This is a genomic window from Chitinophaga agrisoli (assembly GCF_008386695.1).
Lineage (GTDB): Bacteria > Bacteroidota > Bacteroidia > Chitinophagales > Chitinophagaceae > Chitinophaga > Chitinophaga agrisoli.
In genome coordinates, this window is record NZ_VUOC01000001.1 from 1,434,376 (window position 1) to 1,455,306 (window position 20,931).

Sequence of the window (20,931 nt, forward strand, 5' to 3'; positions counted from 1 at the left end):
GTAAGTATTGCCGTTTTCGTTTTGACATAGCAAAAATGCAACGGCTGGAAACCCTTGCCAAATGGGGGTTTTACTGGACGGCACTATGTGACGCATGTAAAGTGAATATCTGCCGTGTCATTGTTTTACGAATTGCCGGACAGCCCGTACTGATAGACATTTGCTTACATGAATGCTAAGAGTAAACCGAAAGCAAAACAACAGAAGGCCGTAAGAGGGAAACCAAAAGGCCCAGCTAAAGCACGGCCAAAGGCGGCAACCGAACGTCCTGCCAGACAGGACATAGACCGCAAAAAGAAACTGGCCTATACCCTATATGTAGAAAATGGATTTGAGCAGAAAGTAATAGCAGAGATAACAGGCATTTCTGAGCAGAGTATCAGTGCATGGAAAAGGGCCGGTAGTTGGGATGTAGATAGACATGAGGCCCGCATGGGATTTGACCAGCAGCGGCGTAACATTTCCCGCATCATTAGTACCATGTTAGAGCAGATAGACCAAAGGAAGCCGCCATGTAATGTACCGGATAGCAAAGAGAGCGATACATTAAATAAACTGGCAGATACTGTTAAGAAGCTACAAACAGAGCTATCCTACGCCCACAAAGCGGAAGCCGGAAAACAGTTTATTCTATTCATTCAAAAAGTACATAGCCAGGAAAAAGCAATTGAAATAGTTGAGCTATGGCACGAATTTATAATGCAGTCTAATGATCAGCGATAAACAAGCGTTAATTGATTGGGAGAAATTCAGGCAAAACGTTCGTAAAAGCACGCCGGTTAATCTTTCTGAAACAACTGAGGAAAAAGTTAAGCGTATAAAGGATTTAGAAAGCGATCCGCAAGCCTGGAAAAAGTATTATTTCCCGCAGTACTGTAAATACGAATCTCCGGATTTTCACATTGAAAGCTCAGAGGCTCTTTTTGAAAATTTTTCCGGCAGGAAACACTATTACATTGTACGGAGCTGGGCGCGGGGATTAGCAAAAAGCACTGTAACAATGATGGATATCCTTAACCTGGTAATGACCTGTAAATTACGTTTCATCGTGCTTACATCCAGTACATGGGATGCCGCTACTAACTTTATAACGAAATATCAGGTACAGCTGGATAGCAACCAACGGTTGATTAATGATTATGGTTCGCAAGAGCTACCAGGTAGTTGGGCAATAGGGGATTTCACCACTCGTAAAGGTGTACGCTTTCTGTCTGTTGGCGCGGGGCAGTCCCCACGTGGGGAAAGCAATGAGGAAATAAGACCGGACTGCATCATTTGTGACGATTTCGATACCGATGAGGATTGCCGAAACATTGATACCATCAACAAAAAATGGGATTGGTTTGAGAAAGCATTGGTTTTTACAGTTGATGTATCGTCACCGTACCTTATTATTTGGAATGGCAATATCATAGCTGAAGATTGTTGTGTAGTAAGAGCCGGGAAAATATCAGATCGTTATGAGGTAATTAATATCCGGGACGCCGCCAATAGATCAGTTTGGCCCGCAAAGAACAGTGAGGAGGATATTGATTATCTACTGAGTATTGTTAGCTATGAGTCAGGGCAACAGGAATACTTTAATAACCCTATACGCGCAGGGAGAGTATTTAAAGAGTTAACATATGGTGATGTTCCCCCAATTCAATCATTACCATTTATTGTGATATATGCAGACCCTAGCACCTCTAATAAGGACCGGCCCGCGCTAAAGTCAAAGCAACAAAATAGCTGCAAGGCTGTAGGGATAATTGGCTCCCCTGACGGCATAAAGTTTTATGTGTATAAAGTTTTCGTTGATATAGTCACTAATAGTGATTTCATAGACTGGTTATATACTTGCTACCTCCTCATTGCCAATAAGACACAGCAATACGTTTTCATCGAAAACAATACACTACAAGACCCATTTTATCAGCAAGTATTTAAGCCTCTGATAGCCGAACGCGGGAAAGTGTTTAGACCTAAAATCATGCTCCCTATTACACCTGATGAGCGGATTAAGCCGGACAAGTATTTCCGCATTGAGGGGAATTTAGAACCTCTTAACCGGAATGGCCAGTTAATTCTAAATATAGCCGAAAAGGATAATCCACACATGAAGCGGCTGGAGGCACAATTTAAATCAGTAAACCCTAACAGCAGAACAATGGACGGCCCGGATATGGTGGAGGGAGGGGTATTTAAAATACGCGAAAAAATAAACGCTACCAATCCCCGCTCTATGGTATTGGGCAAAAGATCACCTAACCAAAAACGCTTTTAAATATGCCCTTTTTAACTAATGATGAAATTAATACACATTTATATGGCGAAGTGATTGACGAGATCACGCGCGGAGACGATGAAAAAATACAAGATGCTATAGAGGCTGCCGTCAGTGAAGCTGAAGGATACCTCACTGCATATGATACTGATGCCATCTTTAGTGCAACTGGTGCAGACCGGCTACCCATACTACTACTTTATGTAAAAGATATAACAGTATGGCACTTTATTCAGTTATCTAATCCTGGGGTAGATATGGAACTCCGCCAAACGCGCTACGAGAAAGCTATCAAGTGGTTGGAGCGTGTGCAATCCGGAGATGTTAACCCGCCGTTACCACTACCAGCGCCACCTGAATCTAACAGCAATTTTATAAAGGCCGGGGGCAATCGTAAACGTCATAATCATTACTAAGAATGGCAAAACAATCGCGCATAACAAAAAAGACGGGTAACGTAGAGGGCGGCGTTATGATTCAAAACATCACAGTACGCCCTGTAGTAAGACAATCCCAGGATATACAAAAATGGCGTAGCTCTCTCAAAGCTGCTGAGGGTATTGTTCCCAACCGTGTTATGTTATATGACATGTACGCTGATATTCTCCTGGATGGCACGTTACGGAGCGTGGTAAGCAAGCGGATAAACGGGGTGACTAAAACCCAGCTCATCGGGATGGATAGCAACGGTAAAGAAGTTGAGGCAATGACCAAACTGGCATCGCGGAGTCAGTTTAGGCATTTACGTAAGGAAGCCAGAAAACACCTTTTTTGGGGCGGGTCTGTATTGGAGCTGGGCAGGAAAGGTGACGATATTACCGTATGGAGCGCCCCGCGTAAAAATGTGAGGTTTGATATTGGCCGGATCACTTTTGAACAAAGCGGTTGGGAGGGATACGATTATAGGGAGCCGCCATACAGCAACTATGTTTTTGAATGCGGTGACCGTGACGACCTGGGGCTATTGCTCAGCGCCGCACAATATGTGATATACAAGCGTGGCGGGTTTGGAGATTGGGCGCAATTTGCAGAGGTGTTTGGTATGCCATTCCGTGAGGCTCGCTATGATGGATATAACGAACAAGTTCGTAAACAGCTGGAAACAGCATTAAACGAGGCTGGTAGTGCATCATATGCCATCCTGCCAAAAGATGCAGAATTTAAGCTACATGAAACCCGTAACGCATCCGGAAACGGAAATCTGTATGATCAGCTCCGGAAAGCCTGCAATGAGGAAATTTGCATCAACATCCTGGGGCAAACAGAAACTACCACCTCCAGTGCCTCCAGCGGCTACGCTCAATCCAAAACCCATGCAGATGTAGAAGAAAGTATCCTGGAGGATGATAGGCAGGACGAACTTGCTATTTTAAACGAAAAAGTACTGCCGATACTTATTAATCTTGGATTCCCCTTTGATGGGTGCAGCTTTGCCTACAAGATGCAGCAGGAAAAGCTGAGTAAAAAGGAAAAGGCAGATATTGCTATTAAGCTGAAAAAGGACGCAAAACTGCCTATCGGTGACGATTATTTTTACGAGGAATTTGGCATTCCTAAACCAGATGATTATGACGCGCAAAAAAAAGCCATGGAGGAAAGTAGTAACCCGTTTGCTCCTGATAATTCTGAGCCAGATGATGAAGAAGATGGTGAGGAGGCCCCCCCGCGTAAAACACCCACAAAAGCCAAAAAAGAAGGGCGTAAGGGGAAACTATCTTTTTGGGACCGGATGCGTTTAAAACTTGCTGATTTTTTCGACCTAGCCCCCGCCGAATATTAGCGGCAATACGGGGGCTGCCAGGTAATACGGATGAACAGCTGAGCGCTATTTTAACACCGCTTTATACCGATGATTGTTGCCAGGGTGATCATAAGTTATCCGGGATAAGTGTTGATGATCTTGCCGCTGAGCTGGCGAAGATGGTGAATAATATATGGCTGCAAAAGGGGATGCCCAAAGCTATCGACAAGGATGTTACGCGGGCATTTGCAAAACGATTGTATAAAGGTACTGAGGCAGGTTATGGTAAAGCCATAACAGATATTAGGTATAACAGTCCGGACTATAAAATGCTGGAGAACCTGCGAAATAATGTATATCAATTTTCCGGGGCTAAAAACTATCACCAGCTTAAAGCGCTCACGGAGGCGTTAGTTACACCTAACGGTAAACTCCGTAGCAAAGCACAATTCAAGAGAGCCGCTAAGAAACTGAATGTTAAATATGTGGAGACCTGGTTAAACGCGGAGTATGATATGGCGGTTACCAGCGCCCGCATGGCGAGCATGTGGCAGGATATTGTAGGCGAGGGTATGGACACTATGTTGGAATTTGACGCGGTCCTGGATGATCGTACAACGGACATATGTAAATCCTTAAACGGCGTACGCAAGCCTGCCGGTGACTCATTTTGGAAAAGGTATTTCTTACCTAATCATTGGGGGGAACGCAGCACTATCCGTAAGGGAGTATCAGGAAAGGCAACACCTGATAAAAAGATAGTGCATCCGGAGAAAATGCCTGCAATGTTTGCCGTAAATCTAGCGGAGAAAGGGCTGGTGTTCCCTCCTGGGCATCCCTATTGGGACGGCATACCGGACGATGTGCGCAATGATGCTTTGAGCCTTATACCTAAGACGAAACGGAAAAAATAACCATGGACCAGATACCGCAGCTGAAGCAAATAGAGCGACATTTTAAGCAGGTTTTATTATATGCGCCCGGCATGGCGGGTAACGAGGCTGTTAACTTTTTTTTAGATCGGTTTAGAGAACGAAATTGGTTAAACATTAGACGATCAGCCTGGAAAGATAGGAAAGACCCTACAAAGTGGGGACCAGCAAAGCGGAATAAAGGACGTGCCATCCTGGTATTGAGCGGCAGGCTACGGCGGAGCATTCGTATAACAAGTATCGCAAACCTGCAAGTACATATTGGTTCAGACGCGCCTTATGCCAAAGCCCACAATGAGGGGTTTAAAGGCATCGTAACGCAGCACGTAAGCCCGTACACACGTAAGGTAAACAGGACTGGGATTATTAAAAGGACGGCGCTTAAAACGCGCTCAAAGATTAAGTGGGGTAAAGTGACGGTCCGGGAGACAACGGTTAAAGGACATACCCGAAAGATCAAACAGAACATTCCGCGCCGTCAATTTATGGGGCGAAGCCAACAGCTGGACGAAAAGATTAAACGCCTGCTTATAGCAGAATTAATGAAGGGAATACGTTAAAATATTTTATATGCCAGAGGATTTATTATTATCACCGGAGGAAAGCCTTTACCAGCAGATAATACAGCGAGTGACAGAGAAAGTGCCGGAGGTACGGTACATTGACCTGGATCTAGGCCAGTTGGAAAACTACGAACTGCGCCCCCCTGTCAGCTGGCCCTGCTTGTTGATTGACCTGGACGAATCGCGTTACAGTGATACCGGCAATAAGTTATACCAGGTGGTGGAGCTGGCTATTACCTTTCGCATTGGCTTAGTGAAATATACTGACAGCAATAATTTAACGCCAACTAACATTAGGCCCAATGCGCTAAAGTATTTCCGATTGGAAAACAAGCTATTTATGGCCCTTCATGGCTGGGAACCGGAGGGATTTGGGCCGTTAACCAGGTTTGGTGCCGGAACAGAAAAACGGGATGATGATATAAGAGTCAGGGTTGTGAGGTATCAGTTATGTTACACGGATATGACAGCGGCGCCGCAGAGTACTAAGGTGGCGCGCCCGACTCCCACGATTAATAAAGGCTGATTAGTCCCAGCGCATCCAGGCGTATTTTTCACGAAAGTACTTTACGGTGGGATCGGATGCGCGTAGCTCCTTTAATATGCCGCTATTTTTAGCGAGCATATCCACAATGGTACGCTCTTGAATAAAAAATTCATTTGCGAGCGTTTTGAGCGCCCTTTCATATTGGAAAGCCTGCAATCTTACATAATAATAGTAACGACAGATAAGGGCCTCATTTCTACGTAAAATGAGCATCTCAGAACGGCCCTTTCTTTCAGTGGTGGGAGTGGTATTAAGGACGGTTTGATCTTCAAAAAGGGAGGTATATATTGAACGATTGCCGCGCATATTGTACACAATATTACCTCTCTTTTAAACATGCTTCAAAAAAAGATATAAACAAAAGCCAGGCTAAATGCCCGGCTTTCATGTTAAAATTTGATCCGTGTCAGTAAATAAGCCACGCCCTCCTGAACGGTTCCCCCTTCTTTTGCTATCCAACTTTTAACCACCTCTATAGCATCAGGCGTTAAATGTGTGGGTACTGAGTGTGTTTTAAGTAATGATAATATTTCATCATCCATTAGTTTATCCGCTGCCGATACAATTATGGGAAAAAAGTACCGGCCATCAGCGGTGATACGGGTATGCGCGCCCCGGTCCTCACCTTCGTACGTTGGGAGATGCAATTCAGCATCATAACGTACACCGGCGGTGGAGGGGTGAATATCAATTATTGTGCATTTAATTGCCCTGGCAAAAGGATATAGGATAAATAAAGCCTCTTCATTTGTTTCAAGTGCAGGAATAATAGCCTTTGACTGCATGTATTATAGATGTTCAGTAGCCCTGTCCCCGGTTAACGGCGCTAAGTTACATAGAGTAAACAGGAGGTACGGAGGGGATTTTTCCGGTATTTTATGACAAAAAATAAAAAACCGGGCCATTTGGCCCGGTGCAGTTGTATGCAGATATGGTGATTATGATTTTTTTAATCGTGCCAGGTACGGGCCGTTTTCAAATTGAGTAACCAGGGCGGGCAGCTCCATGTAGGTGTGATCATCCAAGCGTTTGTGATTAGCCCCAAATCTTATACACCAATCGTTAAGCCGCCCTATATCAATCTTGCCTCCGTCCTTTGTCCATCCGCACTCAATAGCCAGGCCGATTATCTTAAACTTCATTGTGTTTGTTGCCTCATATATTTTGCCCGCGTTACGCCCGCCCGCTTTCATACCTATGTTAACTTTTATTTCCTCCAGGTGTGTGATCATCTTTACGGCTTCAGCATCTGTCATTGAGGCGCTACTGGCTGTGCGGCCACCGGTGAACCCCAACACCATATCAGCCTTTTGCTCCTGGTTTCTCGTCTCCTTCAGCAATATGTGGAGCTTTGCAAGGTGTCCTTTTGATGGCATAACTATAGTTTTTTCCAGTCGTTAAGATATTCTTGCTTTTTAAGCCAGGTAGCGGCAATCATTGGTTTGTACCATGTATTTCGCTGGCAATACCCGCGATACTCTATAGCCGCTTTCCATGCCAAAACCTGGTTTGTTTTACTCATTTTATCCCACTCATGCGGCAACAAATGCATATTTCTGGAGTAGGGGTATTCCTGCTTAAAATCATCTAAAGAAACGGTAAATTCTGATTCAACCAGGGTGAGCGCCAGACCTTTGAATCTGTTCTCAATATTTGTGACGAACACCGGAATAACAGCCGTCATTAACTGGTTAATGCCAGCAGGTGTAACATCCTTTGCCCCACGTAAATCAAATAACATAAGTTTGCCCGATTCATCATATAGCAATTCTATAGAGCCTTTGAACTGAGAGGACGAGATATAAAAGAGTCTCATAATATTTCATTTGAACGTATGAAAACAACTGCATCCGTAGCATGTATATTTCTTACCCCGGATTCATCTAACGTATTGATGCCAACGGCATGTTTCCCATCTTCTGTAACAACATATTCTTTAATGAAATCGTTGGGCAATCCAAATACATTGCCTGGTTTTAAGTCCTGAAACAGCCCGCGCTCACCTGGCTGCAGTTCGGTATGCCTCATAAATATCACCTCAGTTTTCCCTTTCTTCAATTCATGATGCCGGTGTATAAACGCTGCAATTTCAGTACCCGGCTTAGGCTGGTTAACTGCAACATGCGTTCGGGTCTTTTCTATAATCTGCCAAACGGCGAAATCCTTAAGGAAGTGAAAGCGGTCCCCTATGCGTAATTCTGATAATGTGGTCTTAGTATTACGATTCATGATAATTCATTTAACATTAACTGTTTGCTTCAAAAAACGCCCGCGCAAACCCGCGCGGGGTTGTACTTCTTATTTCAGCTCGTTTTGCAGATGGGCCTATATTATGCATTAATGAACCGTACAGCGGGAGTGCAGATTGTCCGCTTAGATGTTGGTTAAACTCACCCCAGAGGATTGTATACTTTGTGTATGGATCGCCAAAATCACACGGATTAAAGCCCATGCGCCGGTAGGGTATTAATTCGGGGATAAGCTTTTCTATGCGCCCTTTGGGGTTTTCAATCACCCAAAATTTAGGTTTTACGATGTCCACAAAATGCAGCACAATTAACACCAAAAAAATGCTAAGCTCCGTAGGGCTTTCAAAAGGTTCATAACCCGTTTGCGGTTCGTCCTTCGCAGCCCACCATCTGGCTCCACTAGCGCAAAAATCGGTACAAGGGCAAGCGGCAAAAACGCCATGTACTTTTAGTCCGGTATCCTCTATCTCACTAAGCAGCTTTGAAAACCCTTCCAAAATATCCCCCTCTATCTTCTTATCCCACAACATCACGGGATACCCCGCGTCTATGTAATCTTTTACCCAATTACCGGTAAAATCATATAAACTTATAATTAGCCTATTATGTATGTCTGCTGAGTTCATTGTGGTAAGAAATCAAAGTATTGGTTGTAACATATTATGCATACTATATGAGAGACCCCTGGGTGGGAGGCTGGTTGCTGAACATCCGGCAGTACCAGCTCACCACATATTTCGCAGGGGATGGGCGTTATTTCGAGTGCATCCATGTACTAATTAGTTGATTTAATAACATATGGTCCGGCTATCTCTATTAGGGTATCCTTTTTAAAATAGTAGATGCCGTCTCCATCTTCCTGGTTAACCACCCCGTTAAATCTATCAGTATAAACAGCGTGATCACCGGAATAAACCGTTATTATATAGTCACGGGACTCGTACTGATGCGTCCGTTTCCAATCCTGGCAGGACTGCGTAGTACAGGAACATAATAAAAGACTGAGCGCGATGTAAATAGATCGTTTCTTCATTTGTTTAAGCGTTTTTTAAGCGTGAGTTATTAATTGTGCTTTTTGAAGGTGGTAAACACTAACCTGATGGCGTACCGGTTGCATCTTACATCCCGCATTACCTCCACTGAAACCATATCTCCTTTACGGGTCCAGGTAACCCGGCCACCCGCCCAGGCGGATGGAATGTTCAGATTTATGGAATACCAGGGTTGAACAACTGCATATAAAGACACGGGGGCCGCATTTAGCACTCGCATGTTATATTTAAGCCCCACCGTGTGGGAGCTGACACTGTTAGTTATTTCCGGGTGTACCAGCTCAGGATGGCCGTATTTAAGCAGATCAGCGTTATCTATCCGGTCTGCTTCCAGGGTGGCCATAAATGAGTGTTTACGATTTGTGGTATAGATTCCACCTTCAATACCCAGGGATGTTAAACCGGCGCGGAAGTCACTGCCAGCTGTTAGAGAAAATGCTGGGGTGACATGCTGTCCGTAGCAAGCGGAGGCAACGAACAGAGAAAAAAGGACTATTGTTGTTTTCATGTGTATGTTGGTTTGAGCGCGTTTAAGCGCGGGTTATCACTTTTGTTAATAAATACGATTGTATATGTGCGGGGAATATATAGTTGCGGCGATCTTGTTTAGTTGCGCTACATTAACACCCATGCTATATGCCTGCATAACGATTTTGGATATTGCCTCCTCATTTCTGCTATGCGCTGGCAGATTGTGGCATAAGGTTGTAAGCTCCTTTTCCACAATGGTATCACACATACAGCCTTTACTGTGTAGTTCATTGGTGATCTTTCCCGCCAGGAATGCTAATTGTTGTGTGTTCATAGGCGTTTAGTTAACATCGTTTTGAATTTTTTGCCCCAATACTTTTTAGCTCCATCCTCCCAAATCACAAAGTTTTCACCACCACCATAGCGGCTTGTAATAAAGGCTATGTAGCCCTCAACCCGTACCTTTATACCGGAGTCATACCGGATGTTGGTAGCTGTTGTGCCTTTGGGGTTCTTACCTTCAGCATGAGAAATAAAAATGAATGCTTTGTTAGGGAACATTTCTTTCAGCTGCTTATACTGCTCGTAGGTGATGTTCCAATACTGGAGACTGTCTATTACTATAAATCGGGGGCTTTTCTTCTTTTTCAGCTTTGCTACTAAAGCATCAAACGTCATTTCATAGTCTGCAAACTCTATCTTTCCGTTATGCGCATCCACATCCAGGTGACGGAATACCATTTTTTGGAAAGATTTTTCGCCGCCTTCCTCCAAACTGACATACAAAACCTTACCAAATGCCAGTAGTGCAGTAAGAAATTGCATTAAAAAATTGCTCTTACCGTTACCGCTCATCCCCCATACAATCATGATAAAGGAGGTAGTTAAGTCGCCGAAGCATTTTGTAATATGATCCCCTACGCCATCCAGCAGGGTATAGCGCTTTTGGTGTAGCTGTTTCAGCCCTAATACCTTCGCCATTATCTGCGTATTTCCCTTTGGTAACTAAGAGCATTGAAAACAGACCATAATTTTGTCGCTGCTTCATCTGGTGGCCAGGCTCTACAAAAATCACTACTTAACCACCGTTCCGCTATCAGCATTTTTAGGGGGCCGCCGTTTCCTGCCTGAAATGCTTCATGTTCAACAGTTACAGCTATCCTGTCTGCCTCCTTTATAATCTCCCTAGCACCTACCCCGGTATCTAAACCAAACTTTTGTGCTATCACTAACTTAAATCGGGATTCAATAACCCTGAACCCCTCACCCAATAAGACTTTAAGCGGTTTTTTAACATCTCCGGTATATGCCTCCTCCGCATCATCCAACAGCGCCTCCAGGGCGTAGTTAGGGGGGACAATTGAGGCCATTAAACAGCAGTGCTGCGCAACCGTGTACATCCTCCGAACATGGCCGCCAAACCGGCAGGTCTTTGATAGGGAGGATATAATGTCCAGGATGTTTATTTGCTCCACCGTGGGTGCTGTCAGTGAAACAATTCCCGTCAGCGTGTTTACAACCCCGTCATTTACATTGTGAATCGGGTGAAATCTTGTGTTGTGGATCATTTGAGCGTTTTTTTAAGTGTTAATAAATAGGAATTAAGGGGTAAAACCCCTCTGTTTATTTAGGGTTTTGGAGGTCATTTATCCAGGGATTCCGGGATATTATCTCACTTCTTTTCATTTGGGTTGGTAAATCCCATCCCCGCATAATCTGCCGTATTTTGTCTACTTTCTCCTGTGTTAAAGCTGCCTTAGCGATGGCTAAATTGGCGGCTCGTAACTGCTCCTCCTTGTGTTTTCGCCTATCCTTGCGGTACATCCATATACCCCCAATAGTAGCTCCCGTAATTACTGCCAACAGGACAATACAAATCGGGTCCGTGAGCCGTAGCTCCGAAAATTCATTGAAAGCCATATATATTGTATTTAAAGTGTTAAGGAATTTTTAGAGTAGCCCCAGCCGTGGAAACGGCCGGGATCAATCCTATGAAAACCTATGCCAACAAAATATCTTTAAAAAGGCCCCCGATAGTGGATACTGACAGGGCTTTATCAACTGCTAACTAACCCAATGAAAAACTAATTATATTATACTACTGAAATTCAAATCTATGGCGTTATACTCTCCGTCCACTCCGCGTAGGTAAACCCGGTAATACTTTTTGCTTTGGGCGACACGGATACTCTCGTCCAGCAAGGTCATAGCCTCCTGGTAGCGGGCATCTTTTATCCGTGGGGCGTAGCGTTTAAGCCCCATAATCTTTTTGGTATCAAGGTTACCCCGCTTAGTTTGGAATGCAGACAATACCAGTTCTTTAATAAAGGCTTTATCCTCACTGATACTGTCACCTACAAGTGAAAGCAGTTTTAGCTTACACTTTTCTATCAATAGGCTGTCAAAGTCCAAACGATCATCCACTGATACCTCTACTTTGATGGAGCCATCAAAATTGTAAAACGTAAAGTTCCCTTTAGTGGCCTGTTTACGTTCTTTGGCTGTCATTACCTGGTTATAAACCTCCTCACAGGCATCGGCAATTGACTGCCGGAAAGTTGACAGCTGCGCGTTTAGCTTGATGGCCTGAGTAGCAACTGAATAGGCGCTCTTTTCCTTCAACTTTTCTACCAGCGTAACACGGGAAAATGGCACCTCCATGCCCTGGTTATCCTGCCACGCCTTTTGCTTATTTGTTTGCTGTTTTATCATCGTTATGGGTGTTTAAAAAGTTATACTTTTCGTTTTTCTATCAACCTCTCCAATGATGGTGTTGACGACATTGCTGGAGATAATATCCCGTGCAGGCTTACCACTCCAAAATGCTTGAAAGGCCATTGCCTCAGCTATTGGTATTGTGAAGTTGTACGCCCGTTGCTTGATCAGCGCTTTACTTTGGAGCCGAACGTAGAAGCTCTGTACAAGGCATAGAACTATTTTATCCTTAATTCCAGCCGGTGGATCTTGTAGGGTCACAAATATCATTACGTCCATAAGCGTGTCATATTCGGCAGGACTTAAGACGAGCTTAAATTTTTGAAAATCAGCGGCATTAAAAGTGAGTTTAAATTTCATACAGTTAGGTATTGCACGTTTTTTTGAAATTTTTCTATAATCGGCGTTACAAGTGGATCATTAATATCTAACCACGCCCTAACTTGAGCCGTACCATGTATAATAGTGGCGTAGTGCCGATTGATATTGTGACCAATCTTTAGTACTGATTCCCCGGCGTAAAGACGCATTAAAAAGGCGTAGCAGTAACGAGCTGCAACCAGTTCCGTTTTGCGGCAAGGGCCAACAACGTCATGCCATTCTAAATTAAACTGCTCCTGTATAAACCACCGGACATAGTGATCTATGGTCTGTTTCGTCTTTTGGGGCAGACGTTTAGGTATTGTCCGTTGCCTAATCATTGTGGTACATTTTCAGCGTCAAACAATCGGCCTATCATTTCTGCGTAGGATTGCTCCAGGATCACGCGGTTGGGGTAAATATCCCTAACCAGCTCACCGGCATTATTGAGGGCGCGATACAAAAAACGGCGTTCATCTGTTGAAAGGTTACAATCCACCCTTGCCAGGATATAGGACCGGTCACGCGCCAACCAATGATTAAGCCACCACTGCCAATATATTTGTGATCGGATCAGTAAATCCTGGCCGTCTGGATCGTCCGGGATGTATAACCGGAGATATTCTAGTCCGGTGTCGTGCTGAAATTCGGCGTATTCCATTTGCTCCCAGGAAAGGAGGCCGCAAATTAGCCCCATTGCGGCCCCTTTATCCATTTCCTGAGCGTTCATACCACCGGCTACCACTTCTTTCATTCTAAGTGCATTTAAGCCCTTTTTGAGCGGGTTGATTCAAATTTGCCTATGGCCTTCTTTTTCAAATGTTCCCTGTCTATACGGCTAATATCTCCCTGGTACTCGTTGCGTATCCTATTAATCTCCTCCGCACCGTTGATCCCGTACATCTCGCAAAGTTCCTCTACCTCCTGCTGGTTGGTGCCTGAAAGCGGGATAAACCTGCGGCCTATCCGGCGGTAAACTTCCTCATACCCCATTTTATTGAGCCGGATACCTTTTTCTATCCTACGCTTGATTGCGTCCGTAGAAGTCCATACGATCCCGCAAAGGCCGTTCAGCTCATTATAAAAGGTGATGAAAAATAAAAGTACTTCGTCCTTCAGCTTGTCTATCTCGTCAAGGATAATGAGGGGCTGATCCTGGGTGCGTAGCTCCGAAATGATGTTTTCCATAAGATCGTACACACTCATCCCTCTATAATTAATGCCCATGGCCTTCCCTAGTTCTACGAGGAAATACTTTTTATTCCAATAGCTGGCACACTGGAGGTAATACACCGGCTTACCCTTCATACTGTCAGCGTACCATTTGCCCGTGAAGGTTTTACCATAACCAGCGGGCGCAGTTATTGCAAAAGTTGCTCCCTCCTCCCTTGCCAGGTCGAAATAGAGGATGAGGGTGTTAAAGTCCATGGTTTCCACAAACCGGCTCAGCTGATTATCCATACCGATTTGTTTAGCCACGGTACGCCACTTACCATCACTGATATTATCCCACTTGCCGGACTTCATGTTAATGATAGTCGCCTCGCTAACATCCCTTAAGGATGCGCAGGCTTTAGCCTGACTTTCATAACGGCCAATAAATGCTATCAGTGCTTTCTGTATGTCTTGTTTTTCTGTAATATTCATACCTTTGGATTTACATGTATTTAATATTGATAGTAAATGCAGCCTGCTGATCACAGCGGGCTTTTTATTTCCCTTGATATTGTAACGTCTTGGCTACGGACCTCTACATGTACCGTTTTGCCACATGAGCCACATAACCCGGTAATAACCCATTTTCCAGGAGGGACGATGTTAGCCTCTCGACTACCACATGCCGGGCAGGTCCAGGCGACTGGCTTGGCGGTCTTTTTTCGTCTAAATAATAGCTGCATATATATAATGGTGTTACATTAACTCAAATGGGTTGTAGTCTCCTCGCCGTTCAGTCGTCTGTTGTAGGTATCGTTCCTCTGCCGCCTGTTTCAGCTCTTTTACCATTACGCCACCCTGCAACATTGCCTCCGCATCCACCCCATTACGGCGTAGTATCTCCCTGCGCCGGTCAGCAGCTTCCGCTACCTTGCGGGTATCCTCCCTCTTTTCAGCCAAAAATGAATTAAGTGCGGTACGGTTGCCTACCTGAAAGTCTGCCAAAGCGCGGGGGCCACGGCGATCGCTGGAGGCCAGGAAACGCAGGGAGGCAAAATCCGTACACAGTACACGGGACATATCGTAAGGATCATATATTACTGTTACCTGCCTACCAACGTTTTGTAAGTACAGATCAGGGGGGACGATGAACCCGTATTGTACTCCCTGGATCATCGGCTCGACTCCTCCCTTTGTTATGGCAACCGTGCGCCCTTGCGGTAAGTGCTGAACACCAAACGTTAACAGGAATTGCTCATCATTGATTGCCTTTTTGTCAGCATCCGGCATGGCGGCAAACGCATTTAACCACTGCTGTTGCTTGGTAATACCCGTTTTATTGTCTGGAGTGTGGCGGAGCCGGTGAAAAAAGTTTTCAACCTGGGTACGGCCTTCCGTTAGGGTAGGGCGTTCCTTTCTATTCAGCGCCAGCTCCTCCACGTTTACGCCACGGGTTTTAGCCACCATGTTATTGCCGCTATAGTTATTTGCACCTGCTTTGAGGCTGTTTTTCCATAATGGGGAGCCAAAAAACTGCTCCAGAAAGCCGCGCCTTTTACTGCCCACCGGCGTACGGAAGTAATTACCCATAGATTCGTAGAACGGCTCCAGGCGTTTGATACCCCAACGGTCTGTCTTTACTTCGTGAGGGAGATACCAGCCGCCTGTCAGCTCCCGGAGGTGGTGCATTGCATTTAGGTATGCGGCCTGTACAAGCTCCACCGTGATCTCACCGGAGGTATAGGCATATCCTAATACATAGTCATTATAACTATCAGTAACCACGATGGCCTTATATTTACTGAAAGCGTTACCGGTTTCCTCATCTATAAATAGGAGGTCCAGGTGGTTATCATCGCTTTCAACTAGGTAAAGCGGAGCAGATGGGCGGTAGCCCTTAACCTCTTTACCGTATTTGTCATACCAGGGCGCTTGCCCCTCACGCGTGCTGAGAATCAGGTGTTCATTATCCTGCCGCCAATTGCACACCGTACGGGAGGTAATGGGGGAATGTCCATTTTGAACAGCCCACTCATTGTACCGCATGCATACATAAACATCATCGTATTGATTGGCATTAGAAACCAGGGTCAGTAATAGGGAGCTGCTTACCTCATTATCCACCTTAGCGGCGTTTTTATTACCAAAGCGCCAATCTATCAAACACTCATATCCTTTTTCCTGGTACTCCCGGCGTCGGCGGAGTAGCGCCTGGTAATTGCTGGGTAGGTCTATCTGATCCCTTTTAATGATCTCCAGGACGTGTAGATAAAACTGCTCAATATTCAGATTCACGGCCTTTTTAATAGCCTTCTTATCCTCTGCTGCCTTTACAAGCATATTTAACCAGCTGGCAGCAGTGGTATATCTCTTTACATAGTCCACTTTGGCCTGGGTGCCAGTGGGGAGGCTGTTATCCTTATTTGGACCGTATCGATACGCCAGAAAAACTGCCTCCGCCTTTAGGTCTTTCGTCACCATATCCCGTATGGGCTGCTTTGCCATATGCTCGTACGGGTTACCGTATCGCGCAATCACCATATCCTTATACTGGTCTTTCAGCTTTTCATAACCAATTAGCACTTTACGGCGGTCTGCCGGATCGTCTATAATTTGCCAGCTGGGACTCTTGCGGGAGGAGGCATGCCAAATGGTATTTTCCTTTATACCACACTCCACCAGCTCCGGTAGCTCCATATATAGTATGTTATCAATCAGCTTCATCTGGGTTGCGGTTTTCAGTCAAATGGAACGGCCTTTTTAACGGCCTCTAATAAGTTGTTGGTACCCTCCAGCGCCATCATGTAATCACTTAAAATGCGCTCAGACGCGGCCCCATTTTTAAGAACCCGATAAATATAGCTGGTGCTAACCCCGTACTTATCTGCCAGCATCTTGACTATTGCGGCCCTGCGGTTATCTCTTTTCGTGTAGTTCATGCTATATTTTGATACCTTTGTTTTTGTTCACTTCAGATGAACAACACGAAAGTACAAACTATATTTGTATTACAAAGCAAATTTGTAAAAAAAATTTTCATGCAATCATCCAATTGGCGACAGACATTAAAGTTATCCCGAAAAAAAAGTGGTAAAAGTCAATCTGACATTGCACTTAAGCTAAATAAGACACAGCAAACAATTGCAAATTGGGAGTCGGGTAAAGCCGATCCTAGCGTTACAGAATTGATAGCATTTACAAATTTAGTTGGTATTTCGATGGGGCAGCTGTTTGGAGATGTACAGATAATTGATAAAACAGCGCCGATAACCAAAGACTATGAAAGTACAGGTAACCGTACAGGTAATAGTACAGGTAATACCCCAAAAGCCGCTCCTCACCCTGGACAATCAGCGGCAGAACCGTCAGGTGTTTTGCAACAATTATTGGACGCTAAGCAGGGCATAATTGAAAGCCAACAGGAAACAATACAAACCCAAAAAACCCTTTTAGACATTAAAAATCAAGAAGTTGCGAAACTTTCAGAAGAAAATGAGCGGCTAAAAAGAGCTATACCAGAGCTGGGTAAGGACGTGGAAAGTCATTCCGGGCAGGGAGGCAAAAAAAATATAGCCTGATTCACATGCACAACGGGTCCGCAACGCAGGCCAGAGGCGTATTTGCGCTGAGAACAATAGTTGCAAATAGAGGGTGGTGGATGGATACGGGAAAGACAGCCCTTAAACGGGTAATAATTGCCCAAAGCCCCATCGGTATAGGTTTTCGTAAAAATGTTTGGCTAAAATGTGTGGGTTACACTTAAATAGGGTAAAATCTGACTCCAAAGCGTTTGTTATTGCCCCAAAAGCCCCATCGGTATAAGGTTTCCTCAAAAAGTTCGGTTAAAATAGGTATGATCTGTCGTTGAATGGGTTAAAGGTTAATTCAACGGAATTAAAGCTACTGCATTTTTCGTTTTTCTTAGTTAACTGGATGTAAACGGCCGTAAGTTCGCCACTGCATTGCATTTCAGTGCATTTTTTGCACTTTTTATATTTACTCTTTAGTTATACTTATGGTTTTACCCCCCCTATATGTATCCGTACAAACAGTGTGGTTAAATAAAACGGCTGCCAGTCCGATGACCGGCAGCCGTTTTAACAAATTCATTCAATACCGTTGTGCTATCCGGAATACAAGCCGTTCCGGCTTACTATTCACCCCTGCCGCTTCCATTCTCTTTTTGATCATGTCTGATTGCCAGAAAGCATTGGCTTTGGCGGTATCCGTTATAGCAGACACCACCATTACTTTATGATTATCGTCCGCATCATGGCCATAAGCCCTTACGGATAAACCATTGTCCAGCCCTTCTTTTCTGTTTACATCAAATGCTTTTTGCCAGGTATCCCAGTCCTTGACGGTGAACCTCGTGCTAACCCGGATGTCTGAAGCAATAACCGCAGTATCCTGGAAAGTAACCGTATAAAATCCGATCATCGGGTTACCGGTTACCCCTCCGTTTTGCATGGCCTTTTTCAGGCCAGGGTCTTTGGCAAATGTTTTTGCTTTCTCCATGTCATCTGCCTTCAGGGCTACCAGTACCATATTGGGATCCTTTACACCGCGGCCGATAACATAATTGTGTAGCTGATTAGACAATCGTACAGAATCATGTGCATCATAGGCGGTTTTCCATTTTTCATAATCGGCCACCTTGTGAGTTATTACCACCATATTCTGCGGGGTGGTGATCTCGGTATTTGCTACGGGTGCTGTGGTTGCAGCTGTTGTGGTGGTGTCCGTACCTGTGGTGTCAGTATTGGCTTGTTGTCCTCCGGTGCCCCCTCCACAGGAGATCAGGAAAGACATTGCAGATGCCAAAACAAACATGCCCGTAAATCTTAACTGGTTCATTGATTTTTTGGTTTTAACATGAATAAATACAATGGTAATTGATCGGGGTTTCGTCGGGATAAAGCCGGTTAAAGATACGGTATATTAGTTTTTCAACGAAAGGATTGTTTGTTAATTGATTGAAAAAGAGAATATTATAATTTGGGTGCTGCCCAAGCCAGGATATTCTGTTAAAGAGTTTTGGCTGAGTATAATGTTTTATAGTTGGCCAAAACGTGTAAAAATGATCAGTTTTGGCTGAGTATATTATTTTATAATCTAAGGATCATTGGGATGGTCTCCAACTTTTATCCCTTCTCCATCAAAAATAAAAACCTGGCGCCTCCATAGATTCACCCTTCTGCCGCTTATGCTTGCAGGCACCCAATAAGGACAGGATAGCTTCATTAAATAAACCGCCTCATCCCTGGTCTGTTCAAATTTATAATGAACAACCTGGAGGTTGCTAAAGCCGCCTTCATCCCGCACAATGTATCTCAGCACAACAGAATCCTGTACACCGGCAACTTTGTTTTTACGAAGATGATCCACCGCAAAATTCTGCCAGGCTTGATGACCTTTTATAAAGTGGGGATTGACCTCCATGTGTGTAAATACTTCGCTGGTGTCTAAAAGACCGTCTATATAACAGGGACGGTCCTCATCTTCAAAAAATACGATCTTGTCATGGGGAAGAGCTATGTGCTTCCCAACAAGTCTCTTGTATGCCATATACTCCGTATTGGAGATCCACGTACTGTAAATACTTAACCATGTCAGCTTTGCGGCATGTTGGATCTCTACCGGTATATGCGTGATAGGATTATTACTGATATCGGCTGTTTCCAGCGCTGGAAGTAAAAGAATATTGCCGGGGACCGTGTCTAACAGGTTCCCTGACACACGGAATACGCGGAGCTTGTGCAGGTCCGGCAGATCGTGGATCACAGTAAGTTGATTATTATTCAGCTCAAGCCAGTTAATTGCTTTCAGTTCATTCAACCAATTTGGAATGGAGGCGATGGAGGTATGTGTGATCTTGATATGTTGCAGATCTTTGCAGTGCTGTAGCGAAATGGGAATTTGATGGATGGCCTTACCTGTCAGTTCGAGATGTTCCAGCCGCATAGGAAATACAAAATGCTCGATTGAACTGTCAAAGGAATTATTCTCCAGTACCAGTGATTTTAGCTCACGCAGGCGGGACAAAGATGCAGGGAGGCTGGTGAGCCGGTTTGAACTGGCTTGTACACGTGCCAGCTTACTGCATTTACCCAATTCTTCGGGAAGGCTGGATAGGTAGTTACTATTTACCTCCAGTGTCTCCAGATTTTTCAACCTGGTGATCTCTTCCGGCAGTTGGGTCAGTTGGTTGCCATCTGCAGAAAGCTCACGGAGTGAACGAAGCTCGCCGATCTCCTTTGGCAAATGCCGGAGCATATTATTGTTTACGGCAAAATCAGATAATTTATGCAGTCTGCCTATTCCCGGACTGATGCTATCAATTTTGTTCCTCACCAGGATCAATGTTTTGAGATTGGTAAGCTCCCCTATCCACGCGGGGACCTCCCGGATCTCGTTATCGTACATCACCAGGTAGTCCAATTGCTTCATACGCCTGACCCCTTCGGGGATCTTCGTAAATTTATTCCCGCATAGATTAAGCGTCCGGATATCTGGAAGGGAACAAATTGCTTCGGGCAGGGAATCAAGCTTGCCGTTTTCCAATGCGAGATACTGTAGCTGCTTCAGTGTTGCGATCAGCTGCAGGTCTTCCCATTTGAAGCGGTACAACCTTAGGTTATATACATCGTTTTTATTGGCCAGGGCTTCTTCCAGGCTACGGTATACTTTTTTTCCTTTCACAGACCCATAGTCCTGGCCAAGAGCAGCCAGGTGAAAGAACCCAAAGAGCAGTAACAGGAAAACGATTCTTTTCATGGTATAAAAGGGAAGCTTTGTTTTTCGAATATAGATAAAATCAGGCACCTGCAGGTTATCATCCCCCTCCAGGCCAAACAGATAGAGAAATTCTCCTTTTGTT

Annotated in this window: 26 protein-coding genes; 8 read left to right on the forward strand and 18 right to left on the reverse strand. The window is 44.6% G+C overall.

The genetic code is table 11. The annotated features are described in order from the left end of the window. Positions 1 to 168: 168 nt before the first annotated feature. The 7 genes from F0L74_RS05965 to F0L74_RS05995 all read left to right on the forward strand — a co-directional run bounded on the left by F0L74_RS05965 (position 169) and on the right by F0L74_RS05995 (position 6,028). A complete protein-coding gene (locus F0L74_RS05965) occupies positions 169 to 723 on the forward strand; it encodes a terminase gpP N-terminus-related DNA-binding protein (RefSeq protein ID WP_149836891.1) in 555 nt (184 codons plus the stop codon). Then, the gene (locus F0L74_RS05970; protein WP_149836892.1) at positions 710 to 2,266 is read left to right on the forward strand and encodes a hypothetical protein; all 1,557 of its coding nucleotides are present in this window, start codon (positions 710 to 712) and stop codon (positions 2,264 to 2,266) included. The genes F0L74_RS05965 and F0L74_RS05970 overlap by 14 nt, the downstream gene beginning before the upstream one ends. Positions 2,267 to 2,268: 2 nt before the next feature. Further along, positions 2,269 to 2,682 carry a phage protein Gp36 family protein gene (locus tag F0L74_RS05975; RefSeq protein WP_149836893.1) on the forward strand — a complete coding sequence of 138 codons (414 nt, stop codon included), beginning with the start codon at positions 2,269 to 2,271 and terminating at the stop codon, positions 2,680 to 2,682. 2 nt (positions 2,683 to 2,684) lie between these two features. Next, on the forward strand, positions 2,685 to 4,046 hold the full coding sequence (locus tag F0L74_RS05980; RefSeq protein WP_149836894.1) for a phage portal protein family protein: 1,362 nt from the start codon (positions 2,685 to 2,687) through the stop codon (positions 4,044 to 4,046). Positions 4,047 to 4,216: 170 nt separating this feature from the next. Then, on the forward strand, positions 4,217 to 4,921 hold the full coding sequence (locus tag F0L74_RS05985) for a putative phage head morphogenesis protein (RefSeq protein WP_188315871.1): 705 nt from the start codon (positions 4,217 to 4,219) through the stop codon (positions 4,919 to 4,921). Between the two features lie 2 nt (positions 4,922 to 4,923). Continuing rightward, positions 4,924 to 5,499: a phage virion morphogenesis family protein gene (locus F0L74_RS05990; protein ID WP_149836896.1), complete on the forward strand. Its 576-nt coding sequence runs from the start codon at positions 4,924 to 4,926 to the stop codon at positions 5,497 to 5,499. Positions 5,500 to 5,509: 10 nt separating this feature from the next. Next, complete coding sequence (locus F0L74_RS05995; RefSeq protein ID WP_149836897.1) at positions 5,510 to 6,028, forward strand: hypothetical protein; 519 nt, start codon at positions 5,510 to 5,512, stop codon at positions 6,026 to 6,028. On the opposite strand, the gene F0L74_RS06000 is transcribed toward F0L74_RS05995, so the two are convergent. The 16 genes from F0L74_RS06000 to F0L74_RS06075 form a co-directional block, all read right to left on the reverse strand. Beyond that, a complete protein-coding gene (locus F0L74_RS06000; RefSeq protein WP_149836898.1) occupies positions 6,029 to 6,355 on the reverse strand; it encodes a hypothetical protein in 327 nt (108 codons plus the stop codon). Between the two features lie 83 nt (positions 6,356 to 6,438). Next, positions 6,439 to 6,834, reverse strand: a complete 396-nt coding sequence (locus F0L74_RS06005) for a hypothetical protein (RefSeq protein ID WP_149836899.1) — start codon at positions 6,832 to 6,834, stop codon at positions 6,439 to 6,441. A gap of 153 nt (positions 6,835 to 6,987) precedes the next feature. After that, complete coding sequence (locus F0L74_RS06010; RefSeq protein ID WP_149836900.1) at positions 6,988 to 7,425, reverse strand: hypothetical protein; 438 nt, start codon at positions 7,423 to 7,425, stop codon at positions 6,988 to 6,990. Between the two features lie 2 nt (positions 7,426 to 7,427). Beyond that, positions 7,428 to 7,865 (reverse strand): hypothetical protein, encoded by a 438-nt coding sequence (locus F0L74_RS06015; RefSeq protein ID WP_149836901.1) that lies wholly within the window; start codon positions 7,863 to 7,865, stop codon positions 7,428 to 7,430. Continuing rightward, positions 7,862 to 8,278, reverse strand: coding sequence for a hypothetical protein (locus tag F0L74_RS06020; protein WP_149836902.1), 417 nt, complete (start codon positions 8,276 to 8,278; stop codon positions 7,862 to 7,864). The genes F0L74_RS06015 and F0L74_RS06020 overlap by 4 nt, the downstream gene beginning before the upstream one ends. A 16-nt stretch (positions 8,279 to 8,294) precedes the next feature. After that, a complete protein-coding gene (locus F0L74_RS06025) occupies positions 8,295 to 8,924 on the reverse strand; it encodes a DNA cytosine methyltransferase (protein ID WP_149836903.1) in 630 nt (209 codons plus the stop codon). Between the two features lie 436 nt (positions 8,925 to 9,360). Beyond that, the gene (locus F0L74_RS06030; protein WP_149836904.1) at positions 9,361 to 9,858 is read right to left on the reverse strand and encodes a hypothetical protein; all 498 of its coding nucleotides are present in this window, start codon (positions 9,856 to 9,858) and stop codon (positions 9,361 to 9,363) included. Positions 9,859 to 10,151: 293 nt separating this feature from the next. Further along, on the reverse strand, positions 10,152 to 10,802 hold the full coding sequence (locus F0L74_RS06035) for a DNA repair protein RadA family protein (protein WP_149836905.1): 651 nt from the start codon (positions 10,800 to 10,802) through the stop codon (positions 10,152 to 10,154). Beyond that, positions 10,802 to 11,389: an HD family hydrolase gene (locus tag F0L74_RS06040; RefSeq protein WP_149836906.1), complete on the reverse strand. Its 588-nt coding sequence runs from the start codon at positions 11,387 to 11,389 to the stop codon at positions 10,802 to 10,804. Before F0L74_RS06040 ends, F0L74_RS06035 begins: the two co-directional genes overlap by 1 nt. 520 nt (positions 11,390 to 11,909) lie before the next feature. Continuing rightward, positions 11,910 to 12,533, reverse strand: a complete 624-nt coding sequence (locus F0L74_RS06045) for a DUF3164 family protein (protein WP_149836907.1) — start codon at positions 12,531 to 12,533, stop codon at positions 11,910 to 11,912. Positions 12,534 to 12,545: 12 nt separating this feature from the next. Next, entirely contained in the window at positions 12,546 to 12,896 is a 351-nt protein-coding gene (locus F0L74_RS06050; protein ID WP_149836908.1) for a hypothetical protein, read from the reverse strand. Beyond that, positions 12,893 to 13,237 carry a helix-turn-helix domain-containing protein gene (locus F0L74_RS34085; protein ID WP_149836909.1) on the reverse strand — a complete coding sequence of 115 codons (345 nt, stop codon included), beginning with the start codon at positions 13,235 to 13,237 and terminating at the stop codon, positions 12,893 to 12,895. The genes F0L74_RS06050 and F0L74_RS34085 overlap by 4 nt, the downstream gene beginning before the upstream one ends. Further along, positions 13,234 to 13,650 carry a hypothetical protein gene (locus F0L74_RS06060; protein WP_149836910.1) on the reverse strand — a complete coding sequence of 139 codons (417 nt, stop codon included), beginning with the start codon at positions 13,648 to 13,650 and terminating at the stop codon, positions 13,234 to 13,236. The genes F0L74_RS34085 and F0L74_RS06060 overlap by 4 nt, the downstream gene beginning before the upstream one ends. Positions 13,651 to 13,661: 11 nt before the next feature. Beyond that, positions 13,662 to 14,543 carry an AAA family ATPase gene (locus F0L74_RS06065; protein ID WP_149836911.1) on the reverse strand — a complete coding sequence of 294 codons (882 nt, stop codon included), beginning with the start codon at positions 14,541 to 14,543 and terminating at the stop codon, positions 13,662 to 13,664. A 264-nt stretch (positions 14,544 to 14,807) separates the two neighbouring features. After that, positions 14,808 to 16,775, reverse strand: coding sequence for a hypothetical protein (locus tag F0L74_RS06070; protein ID WP_149836912.1), 1,968 nt, complete (start codon positions 16,773 to 16,775; stop codon positions 14,808 to 14,810). Between the two features lie 14 nt (positions 16,776 to 16,789). Further along, the gene (locus F0L74_RS06075; RefSeq protein ID WP_149836913.1) at positions 16,790 to 16,990 is read right to left on the reverse strand and encodes a hypothetical protein; all 201 of its coding nucleotides are present in this window, start codon (positions 16,988 to 16,990) and stop codon (positions 16,790 to 16,792) included. Positions 16,991 to 17,026: 36 nt separating this feature from the next. Here F0L74_RS06075 and F0L74_RS06080 point away from each other — a divergent pair, with 36 nt between their 5' ends. Further along, positions 17,027 to 17,629 (forward strand): helix-turn-helix transcriptional regulator, encoded by a 603-nt coding sequence (locus F0L74_RS06080; protein ID WP_149836914.1) that lies wholly within the window; start codon positions 17,027 to 17,029, stop codon positions 17,627 to 17,629. A gap of 532 nt (positions 17,630 to 18,161) precedes the next feature. On the opposite strand, the gene F0L74_RS06085 is transcribed toward F0L74_RS06080, so the two are convergent. Together F0L74_RS06085 and F0L74_RS06090 are read right to left on the reverse strand one after the other, a co-directional pair. After that, positions 18,162 to 18,908 (reverse strand): hypothetical protein, encoded by a 747-nt coding sequence (locus F0L74_RS06085; RefSeq protein WP_149836915.1) that lies wholly within the window; start codon positions 18,906 to 18,908, stop codon positions 18,162 to 18,164. A gap of 258 nt (positions 18,909 to 19,166) precedes the next feature. Further along, on the reverse strand, positions 19,167 to 20,828 hold the full coding sequence (locus F0L74_RS06090; RefSeq protein WP_188315872.1) for a leucine-rich repeat domain-containing protein: 1,662 nt from the start codon (positions 20,826 to 20,828) through the stop codon (positions 19,167 to 19,169). Positions 20,829 to 20,931 lie beyond the last annotated feature (103 nt).